Below are 26,326 nucleotides of genomic sequence, written 5' to 3' on the forward strand. Positions count from 1 at the left end.
GGACGACTTCACAGGAGCGCGTCCGGCCTGACGCCGACGCCAAAATCTCATTGTCTGCCATGACAACCTCCGTGCTGGCATTGGGCACATTTGCCCAGGGTTGGGCTTTGCGCCCGGCACGATTGGCAGGTCTCCTGGCTCGCGGGTCCAGGCGACGATCGGGATAGCCACGCAGGCCATCCCGATCGTGCCATCGGTTCTTCCTCGCCTTCCCGGCTGCAATCATGAAAAGGCGGACGATTCGTAGATTTAGAGGCGTCCAACCCCGGTTGATCATGGCTTGCATTGCCAGTGGCTTTTCCGCCGTCTTCCGCCCCTCGCCCGCCTGCACCACGCAGGCAGCCGGCAAGAGAACATCCGACGCCGGACGGAAGACCCTGACCGCTCTACAGTCGCGGGGTCGGCTGTGATGAAGGCGCCCTGGTTGGGTCCACCCCGTCACATTCCCTTTTCATCCGCACCGCTTTTGGCGATCCGGAACCATCCGTTATCGATCCATGGTTAGGCAAGCGCGACAGCGAAGTCAATCGACCGCCAATCGCGGCCACCAGCCAAATTGATTGACATCAACCCTCAAGACGATCATCTCTACCAAATTTATCGTCTATAATCAGGCACTTAATGTCATAAAAACTTGTTGCGTCAGCCGGGTTTTTGCCGCATTTGCAGCGCATGCGGCGCAGCACCGCAAATGTCCCCTCCTTCGCCACCCTTGAACGGGCTTTCGCCCGCCTAGTTTCCCCATCATGCGCCTGAAAATCAATCTTAGACGGCTCGGCCCGCTACACACACTGCTCGATGCGGGGCGCATGCGCGCGCTCCTGAGGCGCAGCGAAATGGGCATGGTGCTGGCCGGCGCGCTGATCGGCGTCACGTCTGGCCTCGCCGTCACCGGCATGAGCCTGATTTCGCGCGAGATGCACAGTCTGATCTTCGGGATCAGCGATGTCGAGCGTTTGAGCTCCTCTCAGATCGACGACAAGTTCCTGCTGATGGCGGCCCCCGTCTGCGGCGGCATCCTTCTCGGTCTTCTGATGTATGTGCTGGCGAAGACCCGCAAGAAGCCGATGGTCGACCCGATCGAGGCCAACGCGCTGCATGGCGGCCGCCTGTCCTTGACCGACAGCATCATCGTCGCGATCCAGAACCTGATCTCCAACGGCTTCGGCGCATCCGTCGGCCTCGAAGCCGGCTACACGCAGTTGGCGTCCGGCATCGCCTCGAAGCTCGGCTTCAAGCTGCAGCTGCGCCGCGCCGACCTGCGCGTTCTCGTCGGCTGCGGCGCCGCCGGCGCTATCGCGGCCGCCTTCAACGCGCCGCTCACGGGTGCCTTCTACGCCTTCGAGCTGATCATCGGCACTTACACGATCGTGTCGCTCACACCGGTCGTCGTGTCGGCGCTCGTCTCCACGCTGGTCGCCCGGCTGCTGGCCGGCAGCGACTTCATCATCGATGTCGGCGATTTCGGCACCGTCATGCCGGCCGATTACGTGCCGGCCATCCTGCTCGGCGCCTTCTGCGCCGGCATCGGCATCCTGATCATGCAGGGCGTCGCCTTTATCGAGGAGCTCGCACGCCGCAGCTCGATCGCGCTCCCCTTCCGCCCGGCGCTTGGCGGCATCATCGTTGGGCTGCTCGCGCTGGTGACACCGCAGGTGCTGTCGGCAGGCCATGGCGCGCTGCATCTCAATCTCGACCGTGAAGTCGTGATTCCCGTGCTGATCGGACTTTTCCTGCTCAAGGCGCTGGCATCAGCGATCTCGATCGGCTCCGGCTTCCGTGGCGGCCTGTTCTTCGCCTCGCTGTTCATGGGCGCGCTGCTTGGCAAGTTCTTCGCCTATTCGGCTCCCTACTTCGCGCACGCAACGCTGACGCCGATCATCTACGCCGTCGTCGGCATGAGCTCGCTTGCCGTCGCCGTCATCGGCGGGCCGCTGACCATGACCTTCCTGGCGCTCGAAATCACAGGCGACTTCCCGATCACGGCGCTGGTCTTGGCCGCCGTCATCACCTCGTCGCTGGTCGTGCGCAGCACCTTCGGCTACTCCTTCGCGACATGGCGTTTTCACCTGCGCGGCGAAAGCATCCGCAGCGCCCACGATGTCGGCTGGATCCGCAATCTGACGGTCAACAAGCTGATGCGCGCCGACGTCAAGACCGCGAAGGTCGGCATCAGCATCGAGCAATTCAAGGAAAGCTTCCCGATCGGCTCGGCCCAGCGCGTGATCTTGGTCGAGGACAGCGGCAAATATGCCGGCCTCGTGCTCGTGCCCGATATCTACGCCAACCTCACCGACACCGCCGACGAGAGCAAGGGCCTCGACGAATTCGTACGCTACCGCAACGACTTCCTGACGCCGCAGATGAACGCCAAGCAGGCCGCGGCGATCTTCGACAAGACCGAGAGCGAAGCGCTCGCCGTCGTCAACAACCTCGTCGAGCGCACCGTGGTCGGCCAGCTCAGCGAAGCCCACACGCTGCGCCGTTACAGCGAAGAACTGGACCGCCGCCGCCGCGAGGTCTCGGGCGAAATCTAACCCAACAGGTTGTCCAGCCAGCGCTTGTCCAGATGCGTTTCCAGCGCGGCGGCAACCTCGTCAAGCGCCTGCTCGACGCCGGCGCGATAGTCGCGGCTTTGGCCTGTGAGGCCGAAGCTTGCAAGCAGCCGGGACCGGTAGCCGTCACTGGCAAACAGCCCGTGCAGATACGTCCCAACGACCCGCCCGTCCCCGGATATCGCGCCATCAGGCTTGCCGTCGACGATCGCGAAGGGGCGCACGCGGTCGGCGCCTTCGGTGATCCCGAGATGGATCTGGTAGCCCGAGAGTGCCTCGCCATTCTCCGCCGAAACCGCCGCGCTGTTGCGCACCGTCTTCTCCGCGTCCATGACGGTCTCGACGTCGAGCAGCCCTAGGCCCCCGATCTCACGCACGCTCCCCTCGATGCCCAGCGGATCACGCACCACGCGCCCTAGCATCTGGTAACCGCCGCAGATTCCGATGACCCGTCCACCGCGCCTGACATGCGCGGCAAGTTCCGTATCCCAGCCTTGAGCCCTGAAATCCGCAAGATCGGAAATGGTCGATTTCGACCCAGGAAGAATGATCAGCTGCGCATCGGCAGGCAACCGTTCACCGGCACGAACGAACACCAGCTCCACATCCGGCTCCGCCAGCAACGGATCGAGATCGTCGAAATTCGCGATCCGCGGCAACACGGGAACCGCGATCTTCAGCGCCCCGGCCTGCCCCCGCGACAGCCGCTCCAGCGCCACCGAATCCTCGGCGGGCAGCCGTGAGGCGGCCTTCAGCCACGGCACGACGCCGAAACAGGGCCAGCCTGTGAAACGCCCGACAGCAGCGATCCCGTCGTCGAACAACGACACGTCGCCGCGAAACTTGTTGATGATATAGCCCGAGATCATCGCCCGATCCTCGTCGGACAAGATCGTGTGCGTCCCGACCAGCGAGGCGATCACACCGCCACGATCGATATCCCCGACGAGAACCACGGGCACGCCGGCGCGCGTCGCAAACCCCATATTGGCGATATCGCCCGGCCGCAGATTGATCTCGGCCGGCGACCCCGCCCCCTCGACGATGACGAGATCGGCCCCGCGCGAAATCCTCTGAAAGCTCTCGGTGACATAGTCGAGCAATTGCGGCTTCAGCCGCTGATAGTCGCGGCCCTTGGCCTGCCCCCAGACCTTGCCCTGCACGATGATCTGGCTGCCGACATCCGATTGCGGTTTCAAGAGCACCGGGTTCATGTGCACGGAAGACGGCACCCGCGCTGCCATCGACTGCAGCCACTGCGCCCGCCCGATCTCGCCGCCATCATCGGCGACGGCGGCATTGTTCGACATGTTCTGCGGCTTGAACGGGCGCACCGAGATGCCACGATTGGCCGCCAGCCGGCAAAGGCCGGCGACGAGCACCGTCTTGCCGACATCCGAGCCGGTTCCTTGCAGCATGATGGCTTTGGTCATTGACGCGGCGCTCCTCAAAACTGAAGACGGCGTACAACGGCGTTTCAGCCCCGGTCAATCGCAACAGCCCGATCGCAACCGTTCTAAATGCGAAAGCCGCGCAGACCCGAGGTCGCGCGGCTTGCCGAAATACGCTGGCGCTTTGCCCATACACGGCGAAGCTCACGTTCCCCGGGACGCAGTACCTGATCCGGAGAAGCAGCGGTTGTCCCCCGCCACGTCGCTATTCTTAGCGCCACATTGTTACCGGATGGTTAGTGAGCACTTAACCAAATATGAATTCGCGCCCTTTTGGCGATTTTGTTTCGGCAACGATATGAGCGGGTTGAGACAGGCTGCCGCACGGGCGACAGGTTTCCGCAAGCAAGCACCTTGCATATAAGTCGCCAAAGACGACTCGCCGCGTCAAGCGACGAATGACACGACATGGAGAATGACGATGACCTCAGCCCCGTTTCCCGATTCCGAGACGATCGCCGCCAAGTTTTCCGCGCTGGGCGAACAGGACAAGTCCTATCTTGGGCTGATCATGGAAAACCCGGCGCAGGACGACAGCCTGCTAGATGGCATCCATCGCCACCTCGACAATGCGTCGCGCGCACCGTTCCTGAACACGCTGAAGCTCGAGGCATTGGGAAAATGGGTTGGGGACGCAGCACCGCCGCGTCTCCAGATTCGTTTGATGGAAGCTTCCAAGTCCAGCCAGCATCCGACCTATGCCGCCTTCCGCAAGGGCCTGACGGCATCGGGTGGGCTGGAGAAAGCTTATCCGCAGGCGAAGATCTGAGCCGGCTTAGCGCTGCGCGGCGTGATTGACGTTGCGTCCAGCATCCTGCGTGGCGTTGACGGCGTTCGCCGTATCGCGACCGACGCCACGGATGGTGTTGGCGCAAGAGGCCAGAGTGAACAGAAGCATGATGGCAGCACCAATCTTTACCGTGGTGGTCATAGTCGGAAATCCCTTGTTTAAAAACCGCTCTCCGCAGCCAGTCGCACGACTGCTGCGCGCTGATAACGCACTGAACCCAAAAAGGTTTCAGCCGGACTTTTCTTTTTTAAATGAACGATATTAGCCGGGCACGAACCTCGTGCCCGGATGACCTTCAGGCGGCGATCGCCTTGGCTTTTTCGCTGAACGCAAGCCGGATGCTTTCGGCCACCGTTTTCATAGGCGCGGTCATCTGCGAGATGGTCAACAGGCGGATATCGAAGGAGCCGAGCTCGGGCAGCCCGTCCTGCGCGCCGAGGATTTCCATATCTTCTCCGACATAGGAGCGTGGCAGCGGCGCGATGGCGAGATCGGAGACCACGGCGGCGCGCTGCGCCATCGTGTGGCCGCTGAGAAACGCCACGCGGAAATCCCGTTTCATCCGCTCGAGCTGCGCAAGCGCCTCAAGCCGCCAGATGCATCCCTCTTCCCAGATGGAGATCGGCAGCGGCTCGCGGCGATGCGCGGTGCCGCATTTGGCCCCGGCCCAGACCAGTCGCTCGCGATAGACGATCTCGCCATCGGTCGGCAGCGGGCGCGTGGCGCAGTTGATCAGCGCCAGATCGAGCCTCTGCTCCTCCATGCGCTTGCGAAGCCCCAGGCTCATGTCGATGGTCACATCAACCATGATACCGGGAAAATTCTCGGCAAAATTCTTCAGGATGCCGGGCAGGATGCGCTCCCCGATATCCTCCGGCGCGCCCAGCCGCACGACGCCGCTCAGCTCCGGCATGATGAAGCGCGACACGGCCTCATTGGAGAGAGCAAGCATGTTGCGCGCGTACGACAGCAGAACCTCGCCATGCTGCGTCAGCGAAACCGAGCGCGCGTCGCGCAGAAACAGCGTCGCGCCGAGCTGCTCCTCGAGTTTCTTGATCTGCATGGACACGGCCGACGGCGTTCGGAAGACGGCTTCGGCAGCCGTTGAAAAATTGCCGGTCTCGGCGATCGCCACGAAGGTGCGCAGCACATCGTTGTCGAGGAGCGGAATGGGACGGCGAAGCGGAGCTGTCATCATCTCATCTTTCAATTTTCTTGATACATAACACAATATCATTTTGTTTGATTGAAAGTCAACCAAGGTTCAATCTGGTTGGCATCGGATCACTTCGATGAAGGAGACAAACCGATGACCACTCGAACCCTGATAGAGAGCCTGCGCGACTTCATCGCCCGCCGCCGCGTTCTGGCGATGCGACGCACCGCCATCGAGCAGATCGCCCGCCAGCCCGGCCACCTTGCCGCCGACGTAAACGTGCCGCGCCGGTATGCGCCAGCGGGCATCACCGTCGTGATCGTCAGCGCCATCGGCTGCCCGATCCACATGATCGGCCAATCATTCAAAATGATTGATGATAGCCATAAACTCTATTCGTTTGATTGATGGGCCACAAAGGACCATATCAGTAACAACGAATTCACAACCGAGAGACGTCGGTCGATACGAGAAAGGACATTCGACATGACCACGATCACCTTCAGAGACAACAAGCTGCCCCATGTGGCTCATCATGACCACTCCCTGTCAGCCTATGCCCGCAAGGTTGCGCGCGCATGGCATCAGTGGCAGGCCGCACGCGAAATCGAAGCCATGCCGATCGACATGCGCAAGGATTTCGGCTGGCCGTCGGCGGATAATGTAGACGACCACAAGGCGATGTAATGGATGCGACATACCTCCCCGCATGAGAGCGGCGCCTGCTTACCCGCAGCGCCGCTTTCGTCGTTTTAGGCCCCTCGTGATTTAATCTTGAATATCAGGAACATGTATTTCTAAAAGGGGCTTTTGGCGAACATTTGTTCTTGTGAAAAGCCAATTGACCGACGTCAATTCAAGCAATGTCGCATTTTTGCTCTTTGCGGCCGCATTTTTCCATGAGAATGTCGCTTTCTGAATATCTAAGCGGCGCAATCCAAGCACCAATAGCGCATTGGCCCTCCATCATGGATTTCTCGCATGAGCAAGATGTCGCATAAGAAACGCTCCATCGTCTTCTTCATGGTACCGCAGTTTACGATGCTGCCCTTTTCGGCCGCGATCGATACGCTGCGCATCGCCAACCGCATGCTGGGCTACCAGGCCTATACCTGGCGCCTGACATCGGTGGATGGCGAAAAGGTCTATTCCTCCTGCGGCATCGGCGTCGAGGCCAACACGTCGCTGGCCGACGAGCGTCGCAACCTCGGCGGCGAGAACCGCCCGAGCATGGTGCTGGTCTGTTCCGGCATCGACGTCGAGGAATTCAACAACAAGTCCGTCAATGCGTGGTTGCGCGAATCCTACAATCGCAGCGTCGCCGTCGGCAGCCTCTGTACGGGCGCGCATGTGCTTGCCCAGGCCGGTCTCCTGAATGGCAAGCGCTGCGCGATCCACTGGGAAAACCTGCCGGGCTTCTCCGAAGCCTTCCCGCAGGCGGAGGTCTATGCCGATCTCTACGAAGTGGACAGCAATCTCTACACCTGCGCCGGCGGCACCGCCTCGCTCGACATGATGCTCAACCTTATCGGCGAGGATTTCGGCGAGACGCTGGTGAACCGCGTCTGCGAGCAGCATCTGACCGACCGCGTACGCAGCCCGCACGACCGTCAGCGCCTGCCGCTGCGCGCCCGCCTCGGCGTCCAGAACGGCAAGGTCCTGTCGATCATCGAATTGATGGAAGGCAATCTCGCCGAGCCGCTGTCGCTTCTGGAGATCGCCGACGGCGCCGGCCTGTCGCGCCGACAGATCGAACGCCTGTTCCGCCAGGAAATGGGTCGTTCCCCTGCCCGCTATTATCTTGAAATCCGGCTTGATCGCGCCCGTCATCTGCTGGTGCAATCGTCGATGCCTGTTGTCGAAGTGGCTGTTGCCTGCGGCTTCGTGTCCGCGTCGCACTTTTCCAAGTGTTATCGCGAACTCTACCACCGCTCGCCGCAGCAGGAGCGCGCCGAGCGGAAGATGACGATGGCGACCGCGCGCCAGGCGATCGCGGCCTGAGCCTTACGACAAGTGTCCACGATAGCGGCCGTAAACCGCTATCGTGGATGCGACATCACTCCGCCGCGTTCGTCACCACGCGCGCGTCGGAATAGACCTGGTTACGCCCATGATGCTTGGCCATGTAGAGATACTGGTCGGCGGCGTTGAGATAGTTCTCGAACGTCTCGTAGCCGCCGATTTCGGCGACGCCAATGGAGACGGTGACAGAAATGTCTTCGTCCTCGGCCACGATCTTCAGCGCTTGAATTTCCTCGCGCACCCGGTCGCAAAGCGCCGTCGCGGCCGCTGAGTCCAGCCCGGCGAAAAGCATAGCGAACTCCTCGCCACCCACGCGCGACAGGAGATTGTCAGTGCCGATAAATTCGCTCTGCAGCCGCATCGCAACCGCCTTCAGCACCCGGTCGCCGATCTCGTGGCCATAGGTGTCGTTCAGCCGCTTGAAATGGTCGATGTCGAGAACGGCGACGGAGGCGGGTCGCGAGCCGCGCAGACACTCCGTGATGATCCGCGGTCCCTGGTCGTAGAAATAACGCCTGTTGTAGAGCCCGGTCAGATAGTCGCTCGCCGCTGCAGCCCGCAGCTGTTTGATCTGCGTCAGCGTCTCGATATTGTGCGAGATGCGACATTGAAGTTCCTCGGGCACGAACGGACGATAGACGAAATCGCTGGCGCCGGCCTTCAGAAAGCTCGCGGACAGAAAGCGGTCTCCCGACGAGGAAATACCGATCACCCGGATCCGCTCGGTGCTGTAGCGATTGCGGATCCGCCGCGTCAGTTCGTATCCGTCCATGTCGGGCATGTGATGGTCGGTGAGAACGAGCTCGATATCGGCGTGCTTCTCCAGCACCTCCAGCGCCTCGATGCCGGTACCGGCCTGACACACCTTGAACTGCTGCGCTTCCAGCAGCTCGACGAGCGCACTTCGGGCGGAAACGATATCGTCGACGACGAGGACACGCGTTCTCCGGTTGGAGATGGCGCGGCGCACGGCGGCGATCAGATTGTCGAGCGCAAACTCGTTATCCTTCAAGACATAGTCGATGACATTGCGCGATGTGATCCGGTTGCGCACGTCGGCATTGAACGACCCGGTAAAGACGATGGCCGGGATGTCATGCGCAAGAATCTGGTCAAGCGCTTCTCCATCCCGCGCGCCGGGCAGATTGAGGCCGACAACTGCCATGCTGAAACCATCCTCGGCCTCCAGAAGCGCTGCATCGAGCGCCTCCTGGGATCCGCAATGCGTCACCGTCAACCCGAGCTCCGTCTCGAAACGGTGCGATAGCACGGACGAGAACATGCGCGAATCCTCGACCAGAAGAACCGTGCGCCCCTCGCGTTGCGAGGCCTGTCGTTCACGCAGAATGTCTGATTTCATGTCGGTCACCCGCCTTGTTGGGCTTTGCCTGGCGAACAAAAATGCGTCCCGCGCCGCATCCGGTCAAAAGACCGCAGGCGGGGCGCGAAAAGCGATTTTCATCGGTTGGGTATGGGAGTGGACAGCACTCCCGGGAGTGCAATCACACTCCCGGGAGGGATGCCTGCACCCCGGTGCATGGATTAGCGGATGCGGCCGCTTAGGCGCTCTTGCGCACCGGCTGTATCGACTGGATCTGCAGAAGCGTGTCGAGGTTCTGATTGACGCGGCAATAGAACTCTTCGTCGATGAACGGACGCAGCATGAAGTCGTTTCCGCCGGCCTTCAGGAAGCGCGCCGAGAGCAGACGGTTGGAAGACGACGAGACCCCGATGATCCTCAGCTCATGCGAGCCGATACTGGAACGGATGCGGCGGGTAAGCTCGAAGCCGTCGATATCGGGCATGTTGTAGTCGGTAATCATCAGGCCGATATCGCGGTTTGCCTTTAGGGTTTCGAGCGCCTTGGCGCCGCTATCGGCCGTGCTGACGCGGAAATTGTAGCGCTTGAGGCGGCTGGACAGCAGCGCACGCGCCGTCGGGCTGTCATCGACGATCAGCACGTGGTGACGATGGTTGGTCAGGAAGCGGCAGACGGATTCAGCCAGGAGATCGACGGCGAAGACATTGTCCTTCAGGATGTAGTCGACGATCTCCTTGGCGACCAGCTTGTCGCGCATGCCTTCCTGGAAGGTGCCGGTGAACACGATCGTCGGGATACTGAGATCCACCAGATATTCCAAAGCCTCACCGTTTTCGGCGCCCGGCAGGTTGATATTGGAAATGGCGAGTGTGATTTCCTGGGAGGACTTGTCGTAGCAGAGCTGCAACTCTTCGAAGTTGCGGCAGATTTCGACCTCGATGTCGAAAAGCTCCTTCAGGCGCTTGCTGATCATCGAGGTGAAGACGTTGGAGTCTTCGGCGACAACAATACGTACATTCTCAAACGTGCCACCGGAATACTGCATCCCGGAAATACCCAAAAAAGCCATTTCAAAACCCCAAGAAGAAAATCGTCTGCTTGGTTCAAATCGCTACATCAGGGTGTTTGAATAAGTATTAAACGGACACGTTCTTGACCGGACAAACTAGCGTCCGGCGCAAAGAGCGCGGCTTTCTTGGCAACATGATTAAAGGACTATTCAGCGTGTTGTAATCTATAACCTAGTGATCGGTTCACTACATCACGTGCAGTCAACAACGAGCACAAGCAGAGCCTGTGCCCGCATTGATCTAGCCTTCAGACTTCCCACGAAGACGGCGCACCCTGCCATCACCTTCCTCGATATCACGGCTATCGACTGGTTCGTCCGCCACGGGCTCAGGCGCCAGTATCGCCGCATCCGGCGTGACCGTATCGGGCTGGCGGTGAAACACCACATCGCTCTGCGGCAGCGGGATTTCGATCGCCTCCTGGCGGAAACGCTTGAGGATCGCGATCCTCAGATCATTGCGCACCTTCAACCCGTCGCCCATGTCGCCGAGCATGAAGCGCAACTCGAAATCCAACGAATAAGGACCGAAGCGCAGGAACTCGACATGCGGCTCCGGATTGCGCAGCACAAGCGGCACGGCGTTCACCAGCTCGAGCAGGATATCCATCACCTTCTGCGGATCGGAATCGTAGCTCACCGAAACAGGGATTTCGGAGCGCCCCATCTTGTTGCGATGGGTCCAGTTGCCGACATTGGCGTTGATCAGCTCCGAGTTCGGTACGATGATCGACTGCTTGCGGAACGTCTCGATCTCCGTCGCACGCACCGAGATGCGCTTGACGATACCCTCGGCCGTCCCCGAGACGACGTGGTCGCCAACCTTGAACGGCCGCTCGACCAGCAGGATGAGGCCGGACACGAAGTTCGACACGATGTTCTGCAAGCCGAAACCGATACCGACGGACAGTGCCGAGGCGACCAGCGCGAAGCTCGACAGATCGATACCCGCGGCCGACACGCCGATCAGCGCCGCGATGCCGACGCCCAGATAGCCGATGCCCGTCTTGACCGAGTTGCGCACGCCAAGGTCGACATGGCTGCGGGCCATGACGTTGTTATCAAGCCAGCGCTGGATCCAGCGCGTCAGGAGATAGCAGCCAGCGAACAGCAGGATACCCGTGAGTATGCCGACCAGCGAAATGCTGATGCCGCCAAGCCTGACCTCGGTGAACAGGCGGTAGGCGATCAGCTGCAGGTCCTGCACATGGAAGCCCCAGAGCAGCAGGATAAGCGGAATACCGGTCGCCAGCGCCACACCATAGATGCAGAAGCCGACGAGCAGCCCGACCTGGTCGATCACGACAGGCCCGAGCTTGAAGCGCGTCGCCAGATACTGGCCAGGCCGCGTATCGCCGAAGGTTTCCGTTCGCGAAATCGCCTTGCCCGAGAGCAGGCCGATATAGGTCGTGACGCCGATCGCGCCGGTAAAGATCAGCTGCGAAGCGATGAAGCGCGCGAAACCGACATAACCGGTCAGCGCCGCGAAGATGAGACCGCCGCCGAGCACGCGAAGCACGATCGCCAGCCCCTTCGGCCAATGCCGGCCGGGCGCATCGGGATCGCGGCTCTTCGCCATCATCGGTCGCCCGAAGGACGCCGCGATCAGGATCAGACCGATGATCAAGGCCGCGATCCAGCTTCTGACGACGGTCAGAACCAGAGGCGAACCCATCGATTCGCTGATGCTGCCGAAGAAGAAGTCCAGCGCATGGACGATCGCCATCGCCAATAGGCAGGCGCTGATCGAGCTCGCGCCACGATTGGACAGGCGGACGAGACGCCACTGCGGATCGCGTGGCGCGAATACGGCATTGGTGAAGCGCCGAACGAAATAGATGACGCCGATCGTCGAGAACAGCGCCGCCACAACGGGCGCGATGTCGGGTCTGAGAACGTTGAAGCTATCGAGGAAGAGATAGGACGTGACCAGGAGCGTCGCGAGCGACAGCGTCCTCACCAGCGTCGACCAGAAGGCGATCGACAGCCGGCTTATATAGGAGGGCGGTTCATCGCTCTCCTTGCGCTGCAGATAGTGCCCGAAGAGCCGGTAGCTGCCCGACAGAAGGATCAGCGCCGTTGCGAGCGACATGAAGATGGCCGCAGCAAAGGCAAACGCCTTGAACTTCAGCACGAAGCCCAGCCAGCTGCCCAGCGCCTGCTGGAACGCACCCACTTCCTGGACAAACGCGGTGCCGGCGTCGGCAAGCACGGAGGCGGAAATGTCGCTGCGGCGAAGCAGCGTCGCGGCAAACAGCTTGCGACGCAGTTCCGCGATCTGGTTGCTCATCCGGCCGAGCGAGGCGGTCAGCGTTTCGGCGTCACCCTGCACCACGTTGAGCTGCGCGCGCTCCGCCATCAAGGCATTCCGCTCGTTGGCGACGATCTCGGCCTCGGGCGGCTGCCCCTCCTTCGGCGGCTCGCCGAGTTCGGCCAGGCGCGCCTTGATCTGATCAAGACGCGGCGTGATACCGCCGGAAATCCCGGCAACGCCGCGATTGAGTTCATCGGCCCGCCCCGCCAGCGCTACCAGCCCGTCATCGTCGTCGACGCTCTGCTTCACGCTCTCCTGAAGTGCCGCAAAATCGGCTTTCGCCTTGGCCATATGCTTGGCGGCCTGATCGCCCGGCCCGCTCTGCGTGGCGGCGTTCTGCTCGACAGCCGGCTGAGCGCTCTGCGCCGGGGCGGCGGGCGGCGGTGTCTGCGCATGGCTGGAACCAGCGCCGGCCATGGCCAGCGAGACAAACAATAGGCTCTGAAGCAGAAAACGTGTCAGCCGCAAGGTATCCCCGCCAGGTTTGGTAGCAACTTTGGTAGTAAGAACGAGCGCCCGCTTTTCATAGGAAAGAAAGGCGACAGAAAGGCGACGCGGCTCGAAGCAATCATCTGAGCCCTCGCTATCACGTCACGGTCCTGGCGGCGACGTGGAAATCGGCCGCACCTGGATCACCGTCTAGGCACTACCGCTGACGCTTGTGCCCCGAAACCTCGGCACCGGCATCATGAGGCAATTGCAAAAAGCGCAGCGTCGACACGACGCCGATCGCGCCGATGACAACGAAAGCCCAGCGAAAATCGACAAGTCCGGGATCGCCAAGCCCGCGAACCGCCGCCGACACGTTGAGAACGGCAGCCGCAATAGCGACACCCAGCAACATCGACACCTGCTGCAGCATGCTCGACAAGGTCGAAGCCGAGCTTCGCTGCGCGCCGCTGATGTCGGCAAAGGCAATCGTGTTGAGCGCAGTAAACTGCATGGAGCGCGACAGGCCAGTGACGAACAGCAGGGCATAGATCACCACACGCGGCGTCTCCGGCACGAGAAAGCCGCAAGCCGCGATCGTCAGCGCCGCGATCAACCCGTTGAAGAAAAGCACCGTCCGGAAGCCGAAACGGGCAAGCAACGGCGTCGTCACCGTCTTCATGCTCAGATTGCCGAGGAAATAGACCAGCAGGTAGATGCCCGCCTCGATCGAGCTCAGCCCAAAGCCAAGCTGGAACAACAGGGGCAGCAGAAACGGCGGCGCGTTGATGGACGTGCGGCTTGCCGTTCCGGCCGACAGGGTGGCGATCGCAAAGGTCTGGACCTTGAACGAAGAGAGGTCGAGCAGCGGATTGTCGACCCGCATGAAATGCCGGTAGGCCATGAAAGACAGGACGATACCGGCAACCAGCATGGCGCCGACAGGCAAAAGACCGCCATGCCATTTCGCCGACAGTTCCAGCGCCGCCAGAAGAAGCGTCAACCCGGCGCCGCTCAGGATAAAGCCACGCACGTCGAGCCGTCCGGCATCCTCCTCGCGCTGCTCCGGCACGAAACGCCAGACGAGCGCCATGCCGAGAACGCCGATCGGAAGATTGATCAGGAAGTTCCAGTGCCAGCTTGCATAGGTGGTGATGACGCTTCCGAGCAGCGGCCCGATGACGGGCGCCGTCAGCGCCGGCCACGTAATCAAAGCGATGGCCTGCACCAGTTCGGACTTGCGCGCGTTCTTCAACACGATGATCCGCCCCACTGGCGTCATCAGCGCGCTACCGGCGCCCTGGACCGCACGGGCAAGCACGAATTCGGTCAGATTCTCAGAAAGCCCGCAGAGCAGCGAGGCGACGGTGAACACGGCGATGGACGCCATGAAGACGCGCCGTGCGCCATAGCGATCACCAAGCCAGCCCGACAGCGGAATGAATGCCGCCATGGTCAGCATGTAGACGGTGATGCCGATGCTCATCGATATCGTGGGAACACCGAAGCTCGCCGCCATCTGCGGCAGCGAGGTGGTGACGATCGTGCCGTCAAGGATCTGCATGAAGAAGGATACCGCGACGACCAGCGCCACTATTTTCGAACGGCGCGCGCTGCCCGCGTCACCATCCGCCTCGACCGTCTCAACTGCTGTCATCAATCTGCCAATGTGAAATCTGGATCAAACGGCCGGCAACAGCACGTGCGGCGTGGGGCGTCGGTCGACCCGATCGTAGATAGGCCCATCCCGCCGAGTGGGAAAGGGAAAAACGACCGGCGCGGGCAATTTCGATGAGCCGGCGCACATGACATCGATCAAATCTGCGGCAGCATCAGCCGAGGATATTGGTGATCGCGCGCAAAAACACGCCGGCCCCGATCGGAATCAATGCCTCGGGAAAATCATAATCCGGGTTGTGCAGTTGCGGATGCGTTTCGCCCGACCCGAGGAAGAACATCGCTGATGGCGCGACTGTTCGAAACAGCCCGAAGTCCTCCGAACCCTTCATCGGCAGCAGGCGGCTGTCGCTCTGATGGCTGACGCCCTCGTCATCCAGCGCCCGCCGCAGTGCATCCACCGCTTCCGGCGAATTGAAGCACTGATGAAACACATCCTCATATGTGATCTCGATCGACAGTCCCGCCGCATCCGCCACGTTCTTCGCCAGCATCTCGGCGCGCTGCACCAGCCCGGCCATGCGCTCGTCGGTCAGCGTCCTCAACGTCGCCCATATCTCGGCCCGCCCGGGGCTGATACCGAAGGCAGGCTCGCCGAGCCGGGCGTGGGTGACGGTCACCAGCGCGAAGTCGGGACCGACAGGTGCGACGCTCCCTAGCGCCGTCAAGCCGCCAAGCAGACTGGCGAGCGCGAATGTCGGCGCAACGCCATCCTCCGGGCAGGAGGCATGGGAGGTCTTGCCGTTGAGTACGATCTTCATCCCGCGCGACGCGCAGTTGACCGGACCTTCACGCAGCAGCACATGGCCCAAAGGCACACCCGGAAGATTATGCAGCGACAGCCCCATATCGGGCTTCAGCGTCGCGAACTGAGGATCAGCGAGAACCGCGGCGGCACCGGCGCCATTCTCCTCGGCCGGCTGGAACAGGAGGATCACACGCCCCTTGTTCGGCCGCTTCTGCCCGAGCGCCGTCGCAACGGCCATCAGGATCGACATGTGCCCGTCATGACCGCAAAGATGTCCCTTGCCCGGGATCGTCGACCGGTACTCCTCGTCGGAGATCTCCTCGATCGGCAATCCATCGAGCTCGCAGCGGATAAGCACCGTCGGCCCCGGAATGGCCCCGTCATAGACCGCCGCGACACCGTGGCCGCCAAGGCTCGACACGATCCGATCGGGCTTTGCCAGAAGCAGCGCTTCCTGCACCCGGCGCGCGGTTTCGACCTCCTCGCCTGACACCTCGGGATAGCGGTGAAGCTCGCGGCGAAACGCGGTGATATTTGAAAGCTCTTCCTGCGTCAGAAACATCGGCGTCATCCTGCAAATCAGCTGCATGCTATGTGCGCCAGAGATGGGTAGCAAGCCGCTTCGTGAAACGGGGAAGTTGTCCCGGATTGCCGGGATCGCCGCCGAACTTTCGCTTTTCGGCTAGGGCTTATTTGTATATGTAAAGGCATATTCACAGGAGAACAGCATGGAAGCGGATGAAGCCGACCGGTACCGGGCGCCTGCCTTGGACAAGGGGCTTGATATCCTCGAGCTTCTGGCGAGCGTCGAGGAGGGGCTGACCCAAGCGGAAATCGCCAAGCGCCTCGACCGCAGCCCCAACGAATTCTACCGCATGCTCGACCGTCTCGTGCGCCGTGGATATGTCACCAAGCTTGAGGGAGATCGCTTCACGCTGACGCTCAAGCTCTTCGGCCTGTCGCAGCTGCACGCCCCTGCCCGCCGCCTCGCCTCATTCGCCATGCCGCTGATGCGCGACCTCGCGCAACGCACCCGCCAGGCGAACCATCTCGTGGTCTTCGATCGGGGTTCCGCCGTCGTCATCGCCCAGCACGAAGCGCCGAATTATTGGGGCATCTCGATCCGCGTCGGCTCGCATATGAGCCTGCTCGAAACCGGCTCCCGCCACGTGTTGCTCGCCTTCCGCACCGATGAAGAGCGCGAGATGATGATCGCCGAGCACGCCCGCGATCCCAAGACCAAGCGGCCGGGACCGGAGTTCTACCAACGCCTCAGCGACATCCGCGAACGCGGCTACGAGAAGATGCCGAGCGCCCAGACCGCCGGCGTCCACAACCTGTCGGCCCCGATCCTCGGCCCCGACGGCCGCGTCATCGCCGCCCTCACCTGCCCCTATATCGGCCTGGTCAACGCGCCCGACGCACCCGATATCGACGGGACGATCGTCATGCTGCAACAGGCCGCGCGCGACCTCTCATTGCTGGCCGGATCGGATGTGAAGATCACGGGCTGAGCGGGCGCGAAAGCGTTCGCGATACGGCATCACGCCAGCCGGCGATCTTCGCCTGTCGTTCGGTGTCCGGCATCGTCGGCAGGAACTGGCGGTCGCTGTGCCATGCTTTCGCGAAAGCGGCGCGATCCGGCCAGACACTCGCCCGAGACCCGGCAAGCCATGCAGCACCGAGAGCCGTCGTCTCCTGCGCTGCGGAGCGATCCACGGGATTGGCGACGATGTCGGCGAGGCGCTGCATCGTCCAGTCGGAATTCGTCATGCCGCCATCGACCCTGAGCACGGTCCCGATCCGACGCTCGCCCCAATCCTTGCGCATGGCCACCAGCAGGTCCAGCGTCTGGTAGGCGACCGATTCAAGCGCCGCATGCGCCAGCTCCGCCGGCCCGCTGTTGCGGGTCAATCCAAAGATCGCGCCGCGCGCCTGCGGATCCCAATAGGGCGCGCCGAGACCGGTGAATGCGGGCACCATGTAAACGCGTTGCCCATGATCGGCCGCAACAGCCAAGGCGCCGCTGTCGGAAGCACGCGAAATGAGGCCGAGCCCATCGCGCAACCATTGCACGGCGGCACCCGCGATGAAGATCGACCCTTCGAGCGCATAGGTCGTTTCGCCGTCCAGCCGATAAGCGATCGTCGTCAGCATCCGGTTCGACGAGGCGACACGATCCCGGCCTGTGTTGAGCAGCGCGAAGCAACCCGTCCCGTAGGTCGATTTCATCATGCCAGGATCGAAACAGGCGTTACCGATCGTCGCCGCCTGCTGGTCTCCGGCAACGCCCAGGATCGGGATTGCCGCTCCGAGGATAGACCTTTCCGTGGCCCCGAAATCGTCAGCGCAATCCTTGACGTCAGGCAGCAGCGGCGCCGGTATTGCGAGCACGCCCAAAAGCTCGTCGTCCCAGGTCGCATCGGTGATGTTGTAGAGCATGGTGCGCGAAGCGTTCGTTGCGTCGGTCGCGTGAACCCGCCCGCCCGTCAGGTTGAAGATCAGCCAGCTGTCGATTGTGCCGAAGCAAACACCGCCCATCCGAGCGCGCTCCCGCAGCCCATCGACATTGTCGAGCAGCCAGCGCAGCTTGGTGCCGGAGAAATAGGGATCAAGCAGCAGCCCTGTCTTGGCGCGAACCAGCTTCTCGTAGCCATCCGCCTTCAAACTGTCGCAGATCTCGGCGGTCCGCCTGTCCTGCCAGACGATTGCCCTGTAAAGCGGCCTGCCGGTCTTGCGGTCCCACACCACGGTCGTTTCACGCTGATTGGTGATCCCGATCGCGGCGATCGCCGAAGCCGCGATGCCCGCCTTGTCGATCGCCTGCCGCGCGGTGGCGACGACGCTCTCCCATATCTCGCAGGCATCATGTTCGACCCAGCCCGCCTGCGGATAGTGCTGCCGGACGTCCATTTGCGCCGAGGCGACCATCGTCATTCTGTCGTCGAAGATGATTGCCCGCGACGACGTCGTGCCCTGATCGATCGCCAGAATGAACCCGCCCATGATGTGTTCCGAATGAATAGGAGTACCGTTCCCGCCGCTCGAACGGCAGGTTGCCAACATGGATTTGAAAATGGAGAGAGCCGGCGACAGCCTTCGCGTGCCGCCGGCATGGAGATTGGCCGGGGTTTAAAGCCCCGGCCGTGGCGCCCGTTACTGGGACTGCCAGCTCTTGACCAGTTCGTCGTAGTTGACGGTGACCGGCTTTTCCTTCTCGTTCTCGATCTTCAGCTGGGGAGCGAGGTTGCCCTTGGCGACCGCGTCCTTGTTCCAGTATTCGAGATCATGCTCTTCGGCGAGCTTCGGACCGATATCGCCCTGCACCTTGGCGCGCTCCAGGCGCTGCAGGACCTTTTCCTGCTCGGCGCAAAGCGAATCCATGGCTTCCTGGGCGGTCTTGGCGCCGGAGGATGCATCGCCGACGGCCTGCCACCAAAGCTGTGCCAGCTTCGGATAGTCAGGAACGTTGGTGCCGGTCGGCGACCACTGCACGCGCGCCGGCGAGCGATAGAACTCGACCAGACCGCCGAGCTTCGGAGCACGCTCCGTGAAGCTCTTGTCGCGAATGGTGGATTCGCGGATGAAGGTGAGACCGACATGGCTCTTCTTCACGTCGACCGTCTTCGAGGTCACGAACTGCGCATAGAGCCATGCGGCCTTGGCGCGGTCGTCAGGCGTCGACTTCATCAGCGTCCAGGAACCGACGTCCTGATAGCCGAGCTTCATGCCGTCCTTCCAGTAGACGCCATGCGGGCTTGGTGCCATGCGCCACTTCGGCGTGCCATCCTCGTTGACGACAGGCAGGCCCGGCTTGACGGCATCGGCAGTGAACGCCGTGTACCAGAAGATCTGCTGCGCCACTTCGCCCTGCGCCGGCACCGGGCCGGATTCGGAGAAGTTCATGCCCTGCGCTGCCGGCGGTGCATAGGCCTTCAACCAATCCAGATACTTCTGGATCGAGTAGACGGCAGCCGGACCGTTGGTATCGCCGCCGCGCGCGACGCACGAACCGACAGGACGCGAGTTCTCGTCGACCTTGATGCCCCATTCATCGACCGGAAGACCGTTCGGCAGGCCCTTGTCGCCGTTGCCGGCCATCGACAGCCAGGCGTCGGTGAAGCGCCAGCCGAGCGACGGGTCCTTCTTGCCGTAGTCCATATGGCCGAAGACCTTCTTGCCGTTGACTTCCCGGCCGGTGAAGAACTCGGCGATATCCTCATAGGCCGACCAGTTGACCGGAACGCCGAGGTCGTAGCCGTACTTCGCCTTGAAGTCCGCCTTGTTCTTCTCGTCGTTGAACCAGTCGTAGCGGAACCAATAGAGGTTCGCGAACTGCTGGTCGGGAAGCTGGTAGAGCTTCTTGTCCGGCGCGGTCGTGAACTTGGTGCCGATGAAGTCGTTGATGTCGAGTCCCGGGTTGGTGACATCCTTGCCTTCATTCGCCATCCAGTCGGTCAGCGAGCGGGCCTGCTGGTAGCGCCAATGGGTGCCGATCAGGTCGCTATCGTTGACATAGGCGTCGTAGATGTTCTCGCCCGACTGCATCTGCGTCTGCAGCTTTTCGACGACGTCACCTTCGCCGATCAGGTCGTGGGTGATCTTGATGCCGGTGATGGCGGTGAACGCCGGCGCCAGCACTTTCGATTCATATTCATGGGTCGTCAGCGTTTCGGAAACGACCTTGATATCCATGCCGGCGAAGGGCTTCGCGGCATCGATGAACCACTGCATTTCCTTTTCCTGATCGGCGCGCGAAAGCGACGAGAGTTCGCCGACTTCTTTGTCCAGGAATGATTTCGCCTCGTCCATGCCGGCATAGGCGGAGCCCGCCATGGCCAGCAAGATGCCTGCTGTTGTCGCTAGTAGATGCCGTCGCATGATATCCTCCCAAGGTTTGCGATTGCAGTCTTCACGTCAGGCGGCCAGTACCCCCGGCCATCTGTATCTCCCTGGCCTCACACGTAGCGGAACACGCCGATGGCGTAGACTACGGCAAGCCCAAGAGCCCACCACAGGTTGGGCCCGACGAGACCCAGCCATGCGAGATGAATGAACGCTGCTCCCAGCAGCGATATGAAGAGACGGTCTCCCCGCGTGGTCTCGAACCTCAAGGCCCCCACACGCGGCGAGCCGCCCGGCGCCAGATATTCCCAGATGCTCATGCCGATCAGGAGCACGAGGATCGTGAGAAAGAACAATGCGGTCGGCAGCGTCCACGCCATCCAGGAAAAGTTCATGTCTGGTCTCCCCTTTTAGACGCGGCCGAGCGCGAAGCCCTTAGCGATGTAGTTTCGGACGAAATAGATGACGAGCGCGCCGGGAATGATGGTGAGCACGCCGGCGGCCGCCAGCACGCCCCAGTCCATCCCCGAGGCGGAAACCGTGCGCGTCATAATCGCCGAGATCGGCTTGGCCGCCGTGGTCGTCAGCGTGCGGGCCAGCAGCAGCTCCACCCAAGAGAACATGAAGCAGAAGAAGGCCGCCACCCCGATCCCCGATGCCACCAGCGGCATGAAGATGCGGATGAAGAAGCGCGGGAACGAGTAGCCGTCGATATAGGCCGTCTCGTCGATCTCCTTCGGTACGCCGGACATGAAGCCTTCGAGGATCCAGACCGCCAGCGGCACGTTGAACAGGCAATGCGCCAACGCAACAGCAATGTGGGTGTCGATCAGGCCGAATGCCGAATAAAGCTGGAAAAACGGCAGCGCAAAGACGGCGGGCGGCGCCATGCGGTTGGTGAGCAGCCAGAAGAACAGGTGCTTGTCGCCGAGGAACCGGTAGCGCGAGAAGGCATAGGCCGCGGGCAGCGCCGCCAGTACCGAGATGACGGTGTTCATCACCACATAGGTGATCGAGTTGATATAGCCGTTGTACCACGACGGATCGGTGAAGATGATCGTGTAGTTCCTGAGCGTCGGGTTCTGCGGCCAGAGCGAGAAGGTGCCGGTGATCTCGGCATTCTCCTTGAAGCTCATGTTGACCAGCCAGTAGATCGGCAAGAGCAGGAAGATGATGTAAACGGTCGAGACGACCCAGGAGAAGTTGCCGGCCGGCTTGTATTTCATCGTCTGTGTTGTTGCTTGGGCCATGGTCCTCTCCTCCTCACGCGTTCTCGTCGCCGCTGGTCATCACGGTGTAGAAGATCCATGAGAGCAGCAGGATGATCAGGAAGTAGATGATCGACATCGCGGCCGCCGGACCGAGGTCGAACTGACCGACGGCCATCTTCACCAGATCGATCGACAGGAAGGTGGTCGAGTTGCCGGGACCGCCACCGGTGACGACGAAGGGCTCGGTGTAGATCATGAAGCTGTCCATGAAGCGCAACAGCACGGCGATCAGAAGCACGCGCTTCATCTTCGGCAGCTGGATGTAGCGGAACACCGACCAGCGCGACGCACCATCGATCTTCGCCGCCTGATAATAGGCATCCGGGATCGACACGAGGCCGGCATAGCACAGGAGCACCACAAGGCTCGTCCAGTGCCAGACGTCCATGACGATGACGGTGATCCACGCATCGACAGGATCGCGGACATAATTGTAGTCGAGCCCGATCGCTTCCAGCGTATGGCCGAGCAGGCCGATATCGACGCGACCGAACACCTGCCAGATCGTGCCGACGACATTCCACGGGATCAGCAGCGGCAAAGCCATCAGCACTAGGCAGACCGGCACGCCGATCCCCTTCTTCGGCATGTTGAGCGCGATGAAGATGCCGAGCGGGATCTCGAGCGCCAGGATGATCAGCGAGAAGGCGAGATTGCGCTGCAAGGCCGCCCAGAAGCGATCGGATTGCAGCGTCTGCACGAACCAGTCCGTGCCCGCCCAGAAGAATTCGTTGTTCCCGAACGTGTCCTGCACCGAGTAATTGACGACCGTCATCAGCGGGATCACCGCCGAGAAGGCGACGAGCACCAGCACAGGCAGCACCAGAAACCAGGCCTTGTTGTTCCAGGTCTTGTTCATGGCTCAGCCCTCCCTGCCGACGCGCCAGGAATCGGCATAGATGTTGATGGCCTTGGGATCGAAGGTGACCCGCGCCTCCGCGGGGATCTCGGCATCCTCCGTCAACACGATGGCGATCGGCTGGCCCGCGAAATCCGCCCGCACGATCTTCTGCCGGCCGATATCCTCGACCCGGTTGATGGTGACGGGCATGCCCTCGCGCCCGAGGCGGATGAACTCCGGCCGGATGCCGAGCTCGGTCTTGGCGCCCGCGGCGGCCTTCGGCGCGTAGTCGAGCGTCACGCTTTCAGCCCCCATCGTCACTCTGTTGCCATCGAGCTTTGCCGGCAGGACGTTCATGCCGGGCGAGCCGATGAAGTACCCGACGAAGGTGTGGCTCGGCTTTTCGAAGAGCTCGGCGGGCGTGCCGATCTGCACGATCTCGCCCTCGTACATGACGACGACCTTGTCAGCAAAAGTCAGCGCTTCCGTCTGGTCGTGCGTGACATAGACCATGGTGAAACCGAACTGCTTGTGCAGCCGCTTCAATTGTGAGCGCAGTACCCATTTCATATGCGGGTCGATGACCGTCAGCGGCTCGTCGAACAGGATGGCGTTGACGTCGCTGCGCACCAATCCCCGACCGAGCGAAATCTTCTGCTTCTGGTCGGCGGTCAGCCCCTGCGCCTTGCGCCGCGCCATGGGCGTCAGATCGATCATCTCGAGGATTTCGCGAACGCGACGATCGACCTCGGGCTCCGATACGCCGCGATTGCGCAGCGGAAAGGCCAGATTGTCGTAGACCGTCATCGTGTCGTAGATGACGGGGAACTGGAACACCTGCGCGATGTTGCGCGCCTGCGTCGCGAGATTGGTCACGTCCTTGCCGTCGAACAGGATGCGGCCATGCGAGGGCTGCAGCAGGCCGGAGATGATGTTGAGCAGCGTCGTCTTCCCGCAGCCCGACGGCCCGAGCAGCGCATAGGCGCCGCCGTCGTTCCACTCGTGGTCGACTTCGCGCAGCGCGTAGTCCTTGTCTGATTGCGGGTTCGGCCCGTAGGCGTGACGGATGTGGTCGAGCGTGATGCGTGCCATGTCCCTACCCCTTCAAGCCGTTGCGCCGGACGAGATCGCCCGACCGCTGGTGTCGAACGCCATCAGGTGGCGGCCATCAAGAAACACGTCGATATCGGTGTCCGGATCGATGTCGTGGATGCCATGCGCCAGCATCACCCAGCGCACGCCCTCGTAATCGAGATAGACGAAGCTCTCCGAGCCGGTGATTTCGGAAAGCTGCGTGCGCGCCTTGAGTTGCACGGCGCCCGGCGTTTGCGCCGCAAGCCCGAGATGATGCGGATGAAACGCCACCGTCACCGGCCCGTCGGCCATGCCGGCCAGATGCGCCGGAACAGTAAACACCGCTCGCCCGTCGCGCTGGAACGTCGCGCCCGCCTTCACCACGTCGATGAAGTTGAGCGGCGGATCGGCGAAGGTCTTGGCGGTGGTGAGATCGCGTGGGCTCCGGTAGACCGAAATCGTCGGCCCGAACTGCGTCACCCGCCCCTCGGACAGCGTCGCCGTATTGCCGCCAAGCAGCAGCGCTTCGGATGGCTCGGTCGTCGCATAGACGAAGATGGCGCCCGATTGCGCGAAGATCCTGGGCAACTCGGCGCGCAACTCCTCGCGCAGCTTGTAGTCGAGATTGGCAAGCGGCTCGTCCATCAAGACGAGGCTGGCGTTCTTGACCAGCGCGCGGGCAAGCGCGGTGCGCTGCTGCTGGCCGCCGGAGAGATTGAGCGGCGTGCGGTCGAGATAGGGCGTCAGCCGCAGCAGATCGGCGGCCTTGCGCACTTCGCGATCGATGGTGGCGGCATCCTTGCCGGATATGCGCATCGGCGAGGCGATGTTTTCGTAGACCGTGAAGGCGGGATAGTTGATGAACTGCTGGTAGACCATCGCGACATTGCGCTTCTGCACCGGCATGCCGGTGACATCGACGCCATCGAAATGGATCGTCCCGCTGGTCGGCCGGTCGAGCCCGGCCATCAGCCGCATCAGCGACGTCTTGCCAGACAGGGTCGGCCCCAGGAGCACGTTCAGCGTGCCGCGTTCAAACGCGAGATCGGTCGCGTGGATATGCGTATCCGCGCCCACCGTCTTTGCGATGTTTCGCAATTCCAGCATTCAGGTTCCCGTGCCTCCTCACAGCGGGGACCACATGCCGCTCTTTTATCCGGCCATCTGAGCCGGTAGCGCGGCCATGTACTCCTCCAAAACCGCGGCTTGCTCCCTCGTCAGGCGCAAGCCCTCCTTCGTTCTCCTCCAGAGCACATCATCGGCGTGTCTCGCCCATTCGCGCTCGATCAGGTAGCGAACCTCCACCTCATAGAGGTCGCTCCCGAAACAGCGCCCGAGATCCTCGGTCCCGCGCGCCTGTCCCAAAAGCACCGCAGCCTTCGTGCCGTAGCGGCGAACGAGGCGGCGGGCATGCGTATCGATGAGAAACGGATAGCTGCCCTTCAGCTTGCGAACTTCCGCCTCGTATCCCTGCGCCGGAAAATCGCCGCCGGGCAGATGGCTCTTAGCCGTCCACGGGGCACCCTTGGCGCCGATCGCCGCACCGATCTTCTCCAGCGCGTGTTCCGACAGCCGGCGATAGGTGGTGAGCTTGCCGCCGAACACATTGAGCAACGGCGCCGGTGCACCCTCGCCTTCGAGCTTCAGCACGTAATCGCGCGTCGCTTCCTGCGCCTTGGATGCGCCGTCGTCGAACAGCGGACGCACGGCCGAATAGGTCCAGACGATATCTTCCGGCCGCACCGGCTCGTTGAAATACTCGCTCGCGGCCTTGCAGAGATAGGTCGTCTCCTCGTCGGAGATCTTCACATCCTTCGGATCGGCCTTGTAGTCGCGATCGGTGGTGCCGATCAGCGTGAAGTCCTGCTCGTAGGGGATCGCGAAGATGATGCGGTTGTCCGGGTTCTGAAAGAAATAGGCCCGGGGATCGTTGAACTTCTTCTTCACGACGATATGGCTGCCCTGGACGAGGCGCACATGCCGCGCCTCGTTCTGCCCGAAAGCGGCGCGAATGACGTGATCGACCCATGGACCCGCCGCGTTGACCAGCATCCGCGCCTGAAAGTGCCGCTTCTCGCCGGTCACGCTATCCACGGTCTCGATCGCCCAGACACCATTCTCGCGGTGCGCCGAGACGACCTTGGTGCGCGGCATGATCAGCGCCCCCTTGTCGGCTGCGTCGCGCGCATTCAGCACCACCATGCGGGCGTCATCCACCCAGCCGTCGGAATATTCGAACGCCTTCGAGAATAGCGACTTCAAAGGCTTGCCCGCCGGATCGCGGCGCATGTCGAGCACCTTGGTCGGCGGCAAGAGCTTGCGGCCGCCGAGGTGGTCGTAGAGGAACAACCCCAGCCGGATCAGCCATGCCGGCCGGATGCCGCCCTTGTGATAGGGCAACACGAAGCGCATCGGCCAGATGATATGCGGCGCCATCGCCCACAGGATCTCGCGCTCCATCAGCGATTCGCGCACCAAACGAAACTCGTAATGCTCGAGATAGCGCAGGCCGCCGTGAATGAGCTTGGTGGCGCCGGAGGACGTGCCGGAGGCGAAATCGTTCATCTCGGCCAACGCAACGGAATAGCCGCGCCCGATCGCGTCACGCGCAATACCGCAGCCGTTGATGCCGCCACCGATAACGAAAAGATCGTGAATCTGACCGCTCACGCGTCCCATGCCCCCAGAAAATGCCGCAACGCAAACAAGACAACGCAATTGCGAAAGTGAAAACAGTTAAAGCGAAACTCATTCGAATGTCAA

General features: G+C 61.9%; 22 protein-coding genes and 1 riboswitch. Of the genes, 6 read left to right on the top strand and 16 right to left on the bottom strand.

Annotated features, from left to right (window positions below; genetic code table 11):
• Nucleotides 1–107: 107 nt before the first annotated feature.
• Nucleotides 108–500, bottom strand: a riboswitch (cobalamin riboswitch).
• 246 nt (nt 501–746) lie between these two features.
• Nucleotides 747–2,537: a chloride channel protein gene (locus ACVTFQ_RS09535; protein ID WP_018900664.1), complete on the top strand. Its 1,791-nt coding sequence runs from the start codon at nt 747–749 to the stop codon at nt 2,535–2,537.
• Here the strand turns inward: ACVTFQ_RS09535 and ACVTFQ_RS09540 are convergent.
• Entirely contained in the window at nt 2,534–3,988 is a 1,455-nt protein-coding gene (locus ACVTFQ_RS09540; protein WP_111561969.1) for a cobyric acid synthase, read from the bottom strand. The two genes, ACVTFQ_RS09535 and ACVTFQ_RS09540, sit on opposite strands and share 4 nt — an antisense overlap.
• A 439-nt stretch (nt 3,989–4,427) precedes the next feature.
• On the opposite strand from ACVTFQ_RS09540, the gene ACVTFQ_RS09545 reads away from it, so the two are divergent.
• Nucleotides 4,428–4,775, top strand: a complete 348-nt coding sequence (locus tag ACVTFQ_RS09545) for a hypothetical protein (protein WP_181459225.1) — start codon at nt 4,428–4,430, stop codon at nt 4,773–4,775.
• Between the two features lie 6 nt (nt 4,776–4,781).
• Here ACVTFQ_RS09545 and ACVTFQ_RS09550 read toward each other — a convergent pair whose 3' ends face one another.
• Nucleotides 4,782–4,937: an entericidin domain-containing protein gene (locus tag ACVTFQ_RS09550; protein WP_047505485.1), complete on the bottom strand. Its 156-nt coding sequence runs from the start codon at nt 4,935–4,937 to the stop codon at nt 4,782–4,784.
• 154 nt (nt 4,938–5,091) lie between these two features.
• Entirely contained in the window at nt 5,092–6,033 is a 942-nt protein-coding gene (locus tag ACVTFQ_RS09555) for a LysR family transcriptional regulator (RefSeq protein WP_181459226.1), read from the bottom strand.
• A gap of 72 nt (nt 6,034–6,105) precedes the next feature.
• Here ACVTFQ_RS09555 and ACVTFQ_RS09560 point away from each other — a divergent pair, with 72 nt between their 5' ends.
• The 3 genes from ACVTFQ_RS09560 to ACVTFQ_RS09570 all read left to right on the top strand — a co-directional run bounded on the left by ACVTFQ_RS09560 (nt 6,106) and on the right by ACVTFQ_RS09570 (nt 7,953).
• Nucleotides 6,106–6,360 (top strand): hypothetical protein, encoded by a 255-nt coding sequence (locus tag ACVTFQ_RS09560; RefSeq protein ID WP_111561971.1) that lies wholly within the window; start codon nt 6,106–6,108, stop codon nt 6,358–6,360.
• A 78-nt stretch (nt 6,361–6,438) separates the two neighbouring features.
• Entirely contained in the window at nt 6,439–6,639 is a 201-nt protein-coding gene (locus ACVTFQ_RS09565; protein WP_111561972.1) for a hypothetical protein, read from the top strand.
• Between the two features lie 294 nt (nt 6,640–6,933).
• Entirely contained in the window at nt 6,934–7,953 is a 1,020-nt protein-coding gene (locus tag ACVTFQ_RS09570) for a GlxA family transcriptional regulator (RefSeq protein ID WP_018900461.1), read from the top strand.
• Nucleotides 7,954–8,008: 55 nt separating this feature from the next.
• On the opposite strand, the gene ACVTFQ_RS09575 is transcribed toward ACVTFQ_RS09570, so the two are convergent.
• The 5 genes from ACVTFQ_RS09575 to ACVTFQ_RS09595 form a co-directional block, all read right to left on the bottom strand.
• Nucleotides 8,009–9,334 (bottom strand): diguanylate cyclase, encoded by a 1,326-nt coding sequence (locus ACVTFQ_RS09575; protein ID WP_047505491.1) that lies wholly within the window; start codon nt 9,332–9,334, stop codon nt 8,009–8,011.
• Nucleotides 9,335–9,533: 199 nt separating this feature from the next.
• A complete protein-coding gene (locus ACVTFQ_RS09580) occupies nt 9,534–10,364 on the bottom strand; it encodes a response regulator (RefSeq protein WP_111561973.1) in 831 nt (276 codons plus the stop codon).
• 241 nt (nt 10,365–10,605) lie between these two features.
• The gene (locus ACVTFQ_RS09585) at nt 10,606–13,146 is read right to left on the bottom strand and encodes a mechanosensitive ion channel domain-containing protein (RefSeq protein ID WP_111561974.1); all 2,541 of its coding nucleotides are present in this window, start codon (nt 13,144–13,146) and stop codon (nt 10,606–10,608) included.
• A 178-nt stretch (nt 13,147–13,324) separates the two neighbouring features.
• The gene (locus tag ACVTFQ_RS09590; RefSeq protein ID WP_111561975.1) at nt 13,325–14,764 is read right to left on the bottom strand and encodes an MFS transporter; all 1,440 of its coding nucleotides are present in this window, start codon (nt 14,762–14,764) and stop codon (nt 13,325–13,327) included.
• Between the two features lie 175 nt (nt 14,765–14,939).
• On the bottom strand, nt 14,940–16,094 hold the full coding sequence (locus ACVTFQ_RS09595) for an amidohydrolase (protein WP_111562246.1): 1,155 nt from the start codon (nt 16,092–16,094) through the stop codon (nt 14,940–14,942).
• Between the two features lie 166 nt (nt 16,095–16,260).
• On the opposite strand from ACVTFQ_RS09595, the gene ACVTFQ_RS09600 reads away from it, so the two are divergent.
• On the top strand, nt 16,261–17,046 hold the full coding sequence (locus tag ACVTFQ_RS09600) for an IclR family transcriptional regulator (protein WP_470423804.1): 786 nt from the start codon (nt 16,261–16,263) through the stop codon (nt 17,044–17,046).
• On the opposite strand, the gene glpK is transcribed toward ACVTFQ_RS09600, so the two are convergent.
• From glpK to glpD, 8 genes are all read right to left on the bottom strand, one after another.
• Nucleotides 17,036–18,538 (bottom strand): glycerol kinase GlpK, encoded by a 1,503-nt coding sequence (gene glpK / locus ACVTFQ_RS09605; RefSeq protein WP_111561977.1) that lies wholly within the window; start codon nt 18,536–18,538, stop codon nt 17,036–17,038. The genes ACVTFQ_RS09600 and glpK overlap by 11 nt on opposite strands.
• Nucleotides 18,539–18,688: 150 nt before the next feature.
• Nucleotides 18,689–20,413 (bottom strand): ABC transporter substrate-binding protein, encoded by a 1,725-nt coding sequence (locus ACVTFQ_RS09610; protein WP_047505507.1) that lies wholly within the window; start codon nt 20,411–20,413, stop codon nt 18,689–18,691.
• Nucleotides 20,414–20,490: 77 nt separating this feature from the next.
• On the bottom strand, nt 20,491–20,772 hold the full coding sequence (locus ACVTFQ_RS09615; RefSeq protein ID WP_111561978.1) for a DUF2160 domain-containing protein: 282 nt from the start codon (nt 20,770–20,772) through the stop codon (nt 20,491–20,493).
• 15 nt (nt 20,773–20,787) lie between these two features.
• On the bottom strand, nt 20,788–21,603 hold the full coding sequence (locus tag ACVTFQ_RS09620) for a carbohydrate ABC transporter permease (protein ID WP_037178748.1): 816 nt from the start codon (nt 21,601–21,603) through the stop codon (nt 20,788–20,790).
• A 37-nt stretch (nt 21,604–21,640) separates the two neighbouring features.
• Nucleotides 21,641–22,507, bottom strand: a complete 867-nt coding sequence (locus ACVTFQ_RS09625) for a carbohydrate ABC transporter permease (protein ID WP_037178749.1) — start codon at nt 22,505–22,507, stop codon at nt 21,641–21,643.
• A gap of 3 nt (nt 22,508–22,510) precedes the next feature.
• Nucleotides 22,511–23,581: an ABC transporter ATP-binding protein gene (locus ACVTFQ_RS09630; RefSeq protein WP_111561979.1), complete on the bottom strand. Its 1,071-nt coding sequence runs from the start codon at nt 23,579–23,581 to the stop codon at nt 22,511–22,513.
• A 12-nt stretch (nt 23,582–23,593) separates the two neighbouring features.
• Complete coding sequence (locus tag ACVTFQ_RS09635; protein ID WP_111561980.1) at nt 23,594–24,670, bottom strand: ABC transporter ATP-binding protein; 1,077 nt, start codon at nt 24,668–24,670, stop codon at nt 23,594–23,596.
• Between the two features lie 45 nt (nt 24,671–24,715).
• Complete coding sequence (glpD, locus tag ACVTFQ_RS09640; RefSeq protein ID WP_112437066.1) at nt 24,716–26,242, bottom strand: glycerol-3-phosphate dehydrogenase; 1,527 nt, start codon at nt 26,240–26,242, stop codon at nt 24,716–24,718.
• Nucleotides 26,243–26,326: the final 84 nt, after the last annotated feature.

Source organism: Rhizobium sp. O111 (assembly GCF_055616315.1).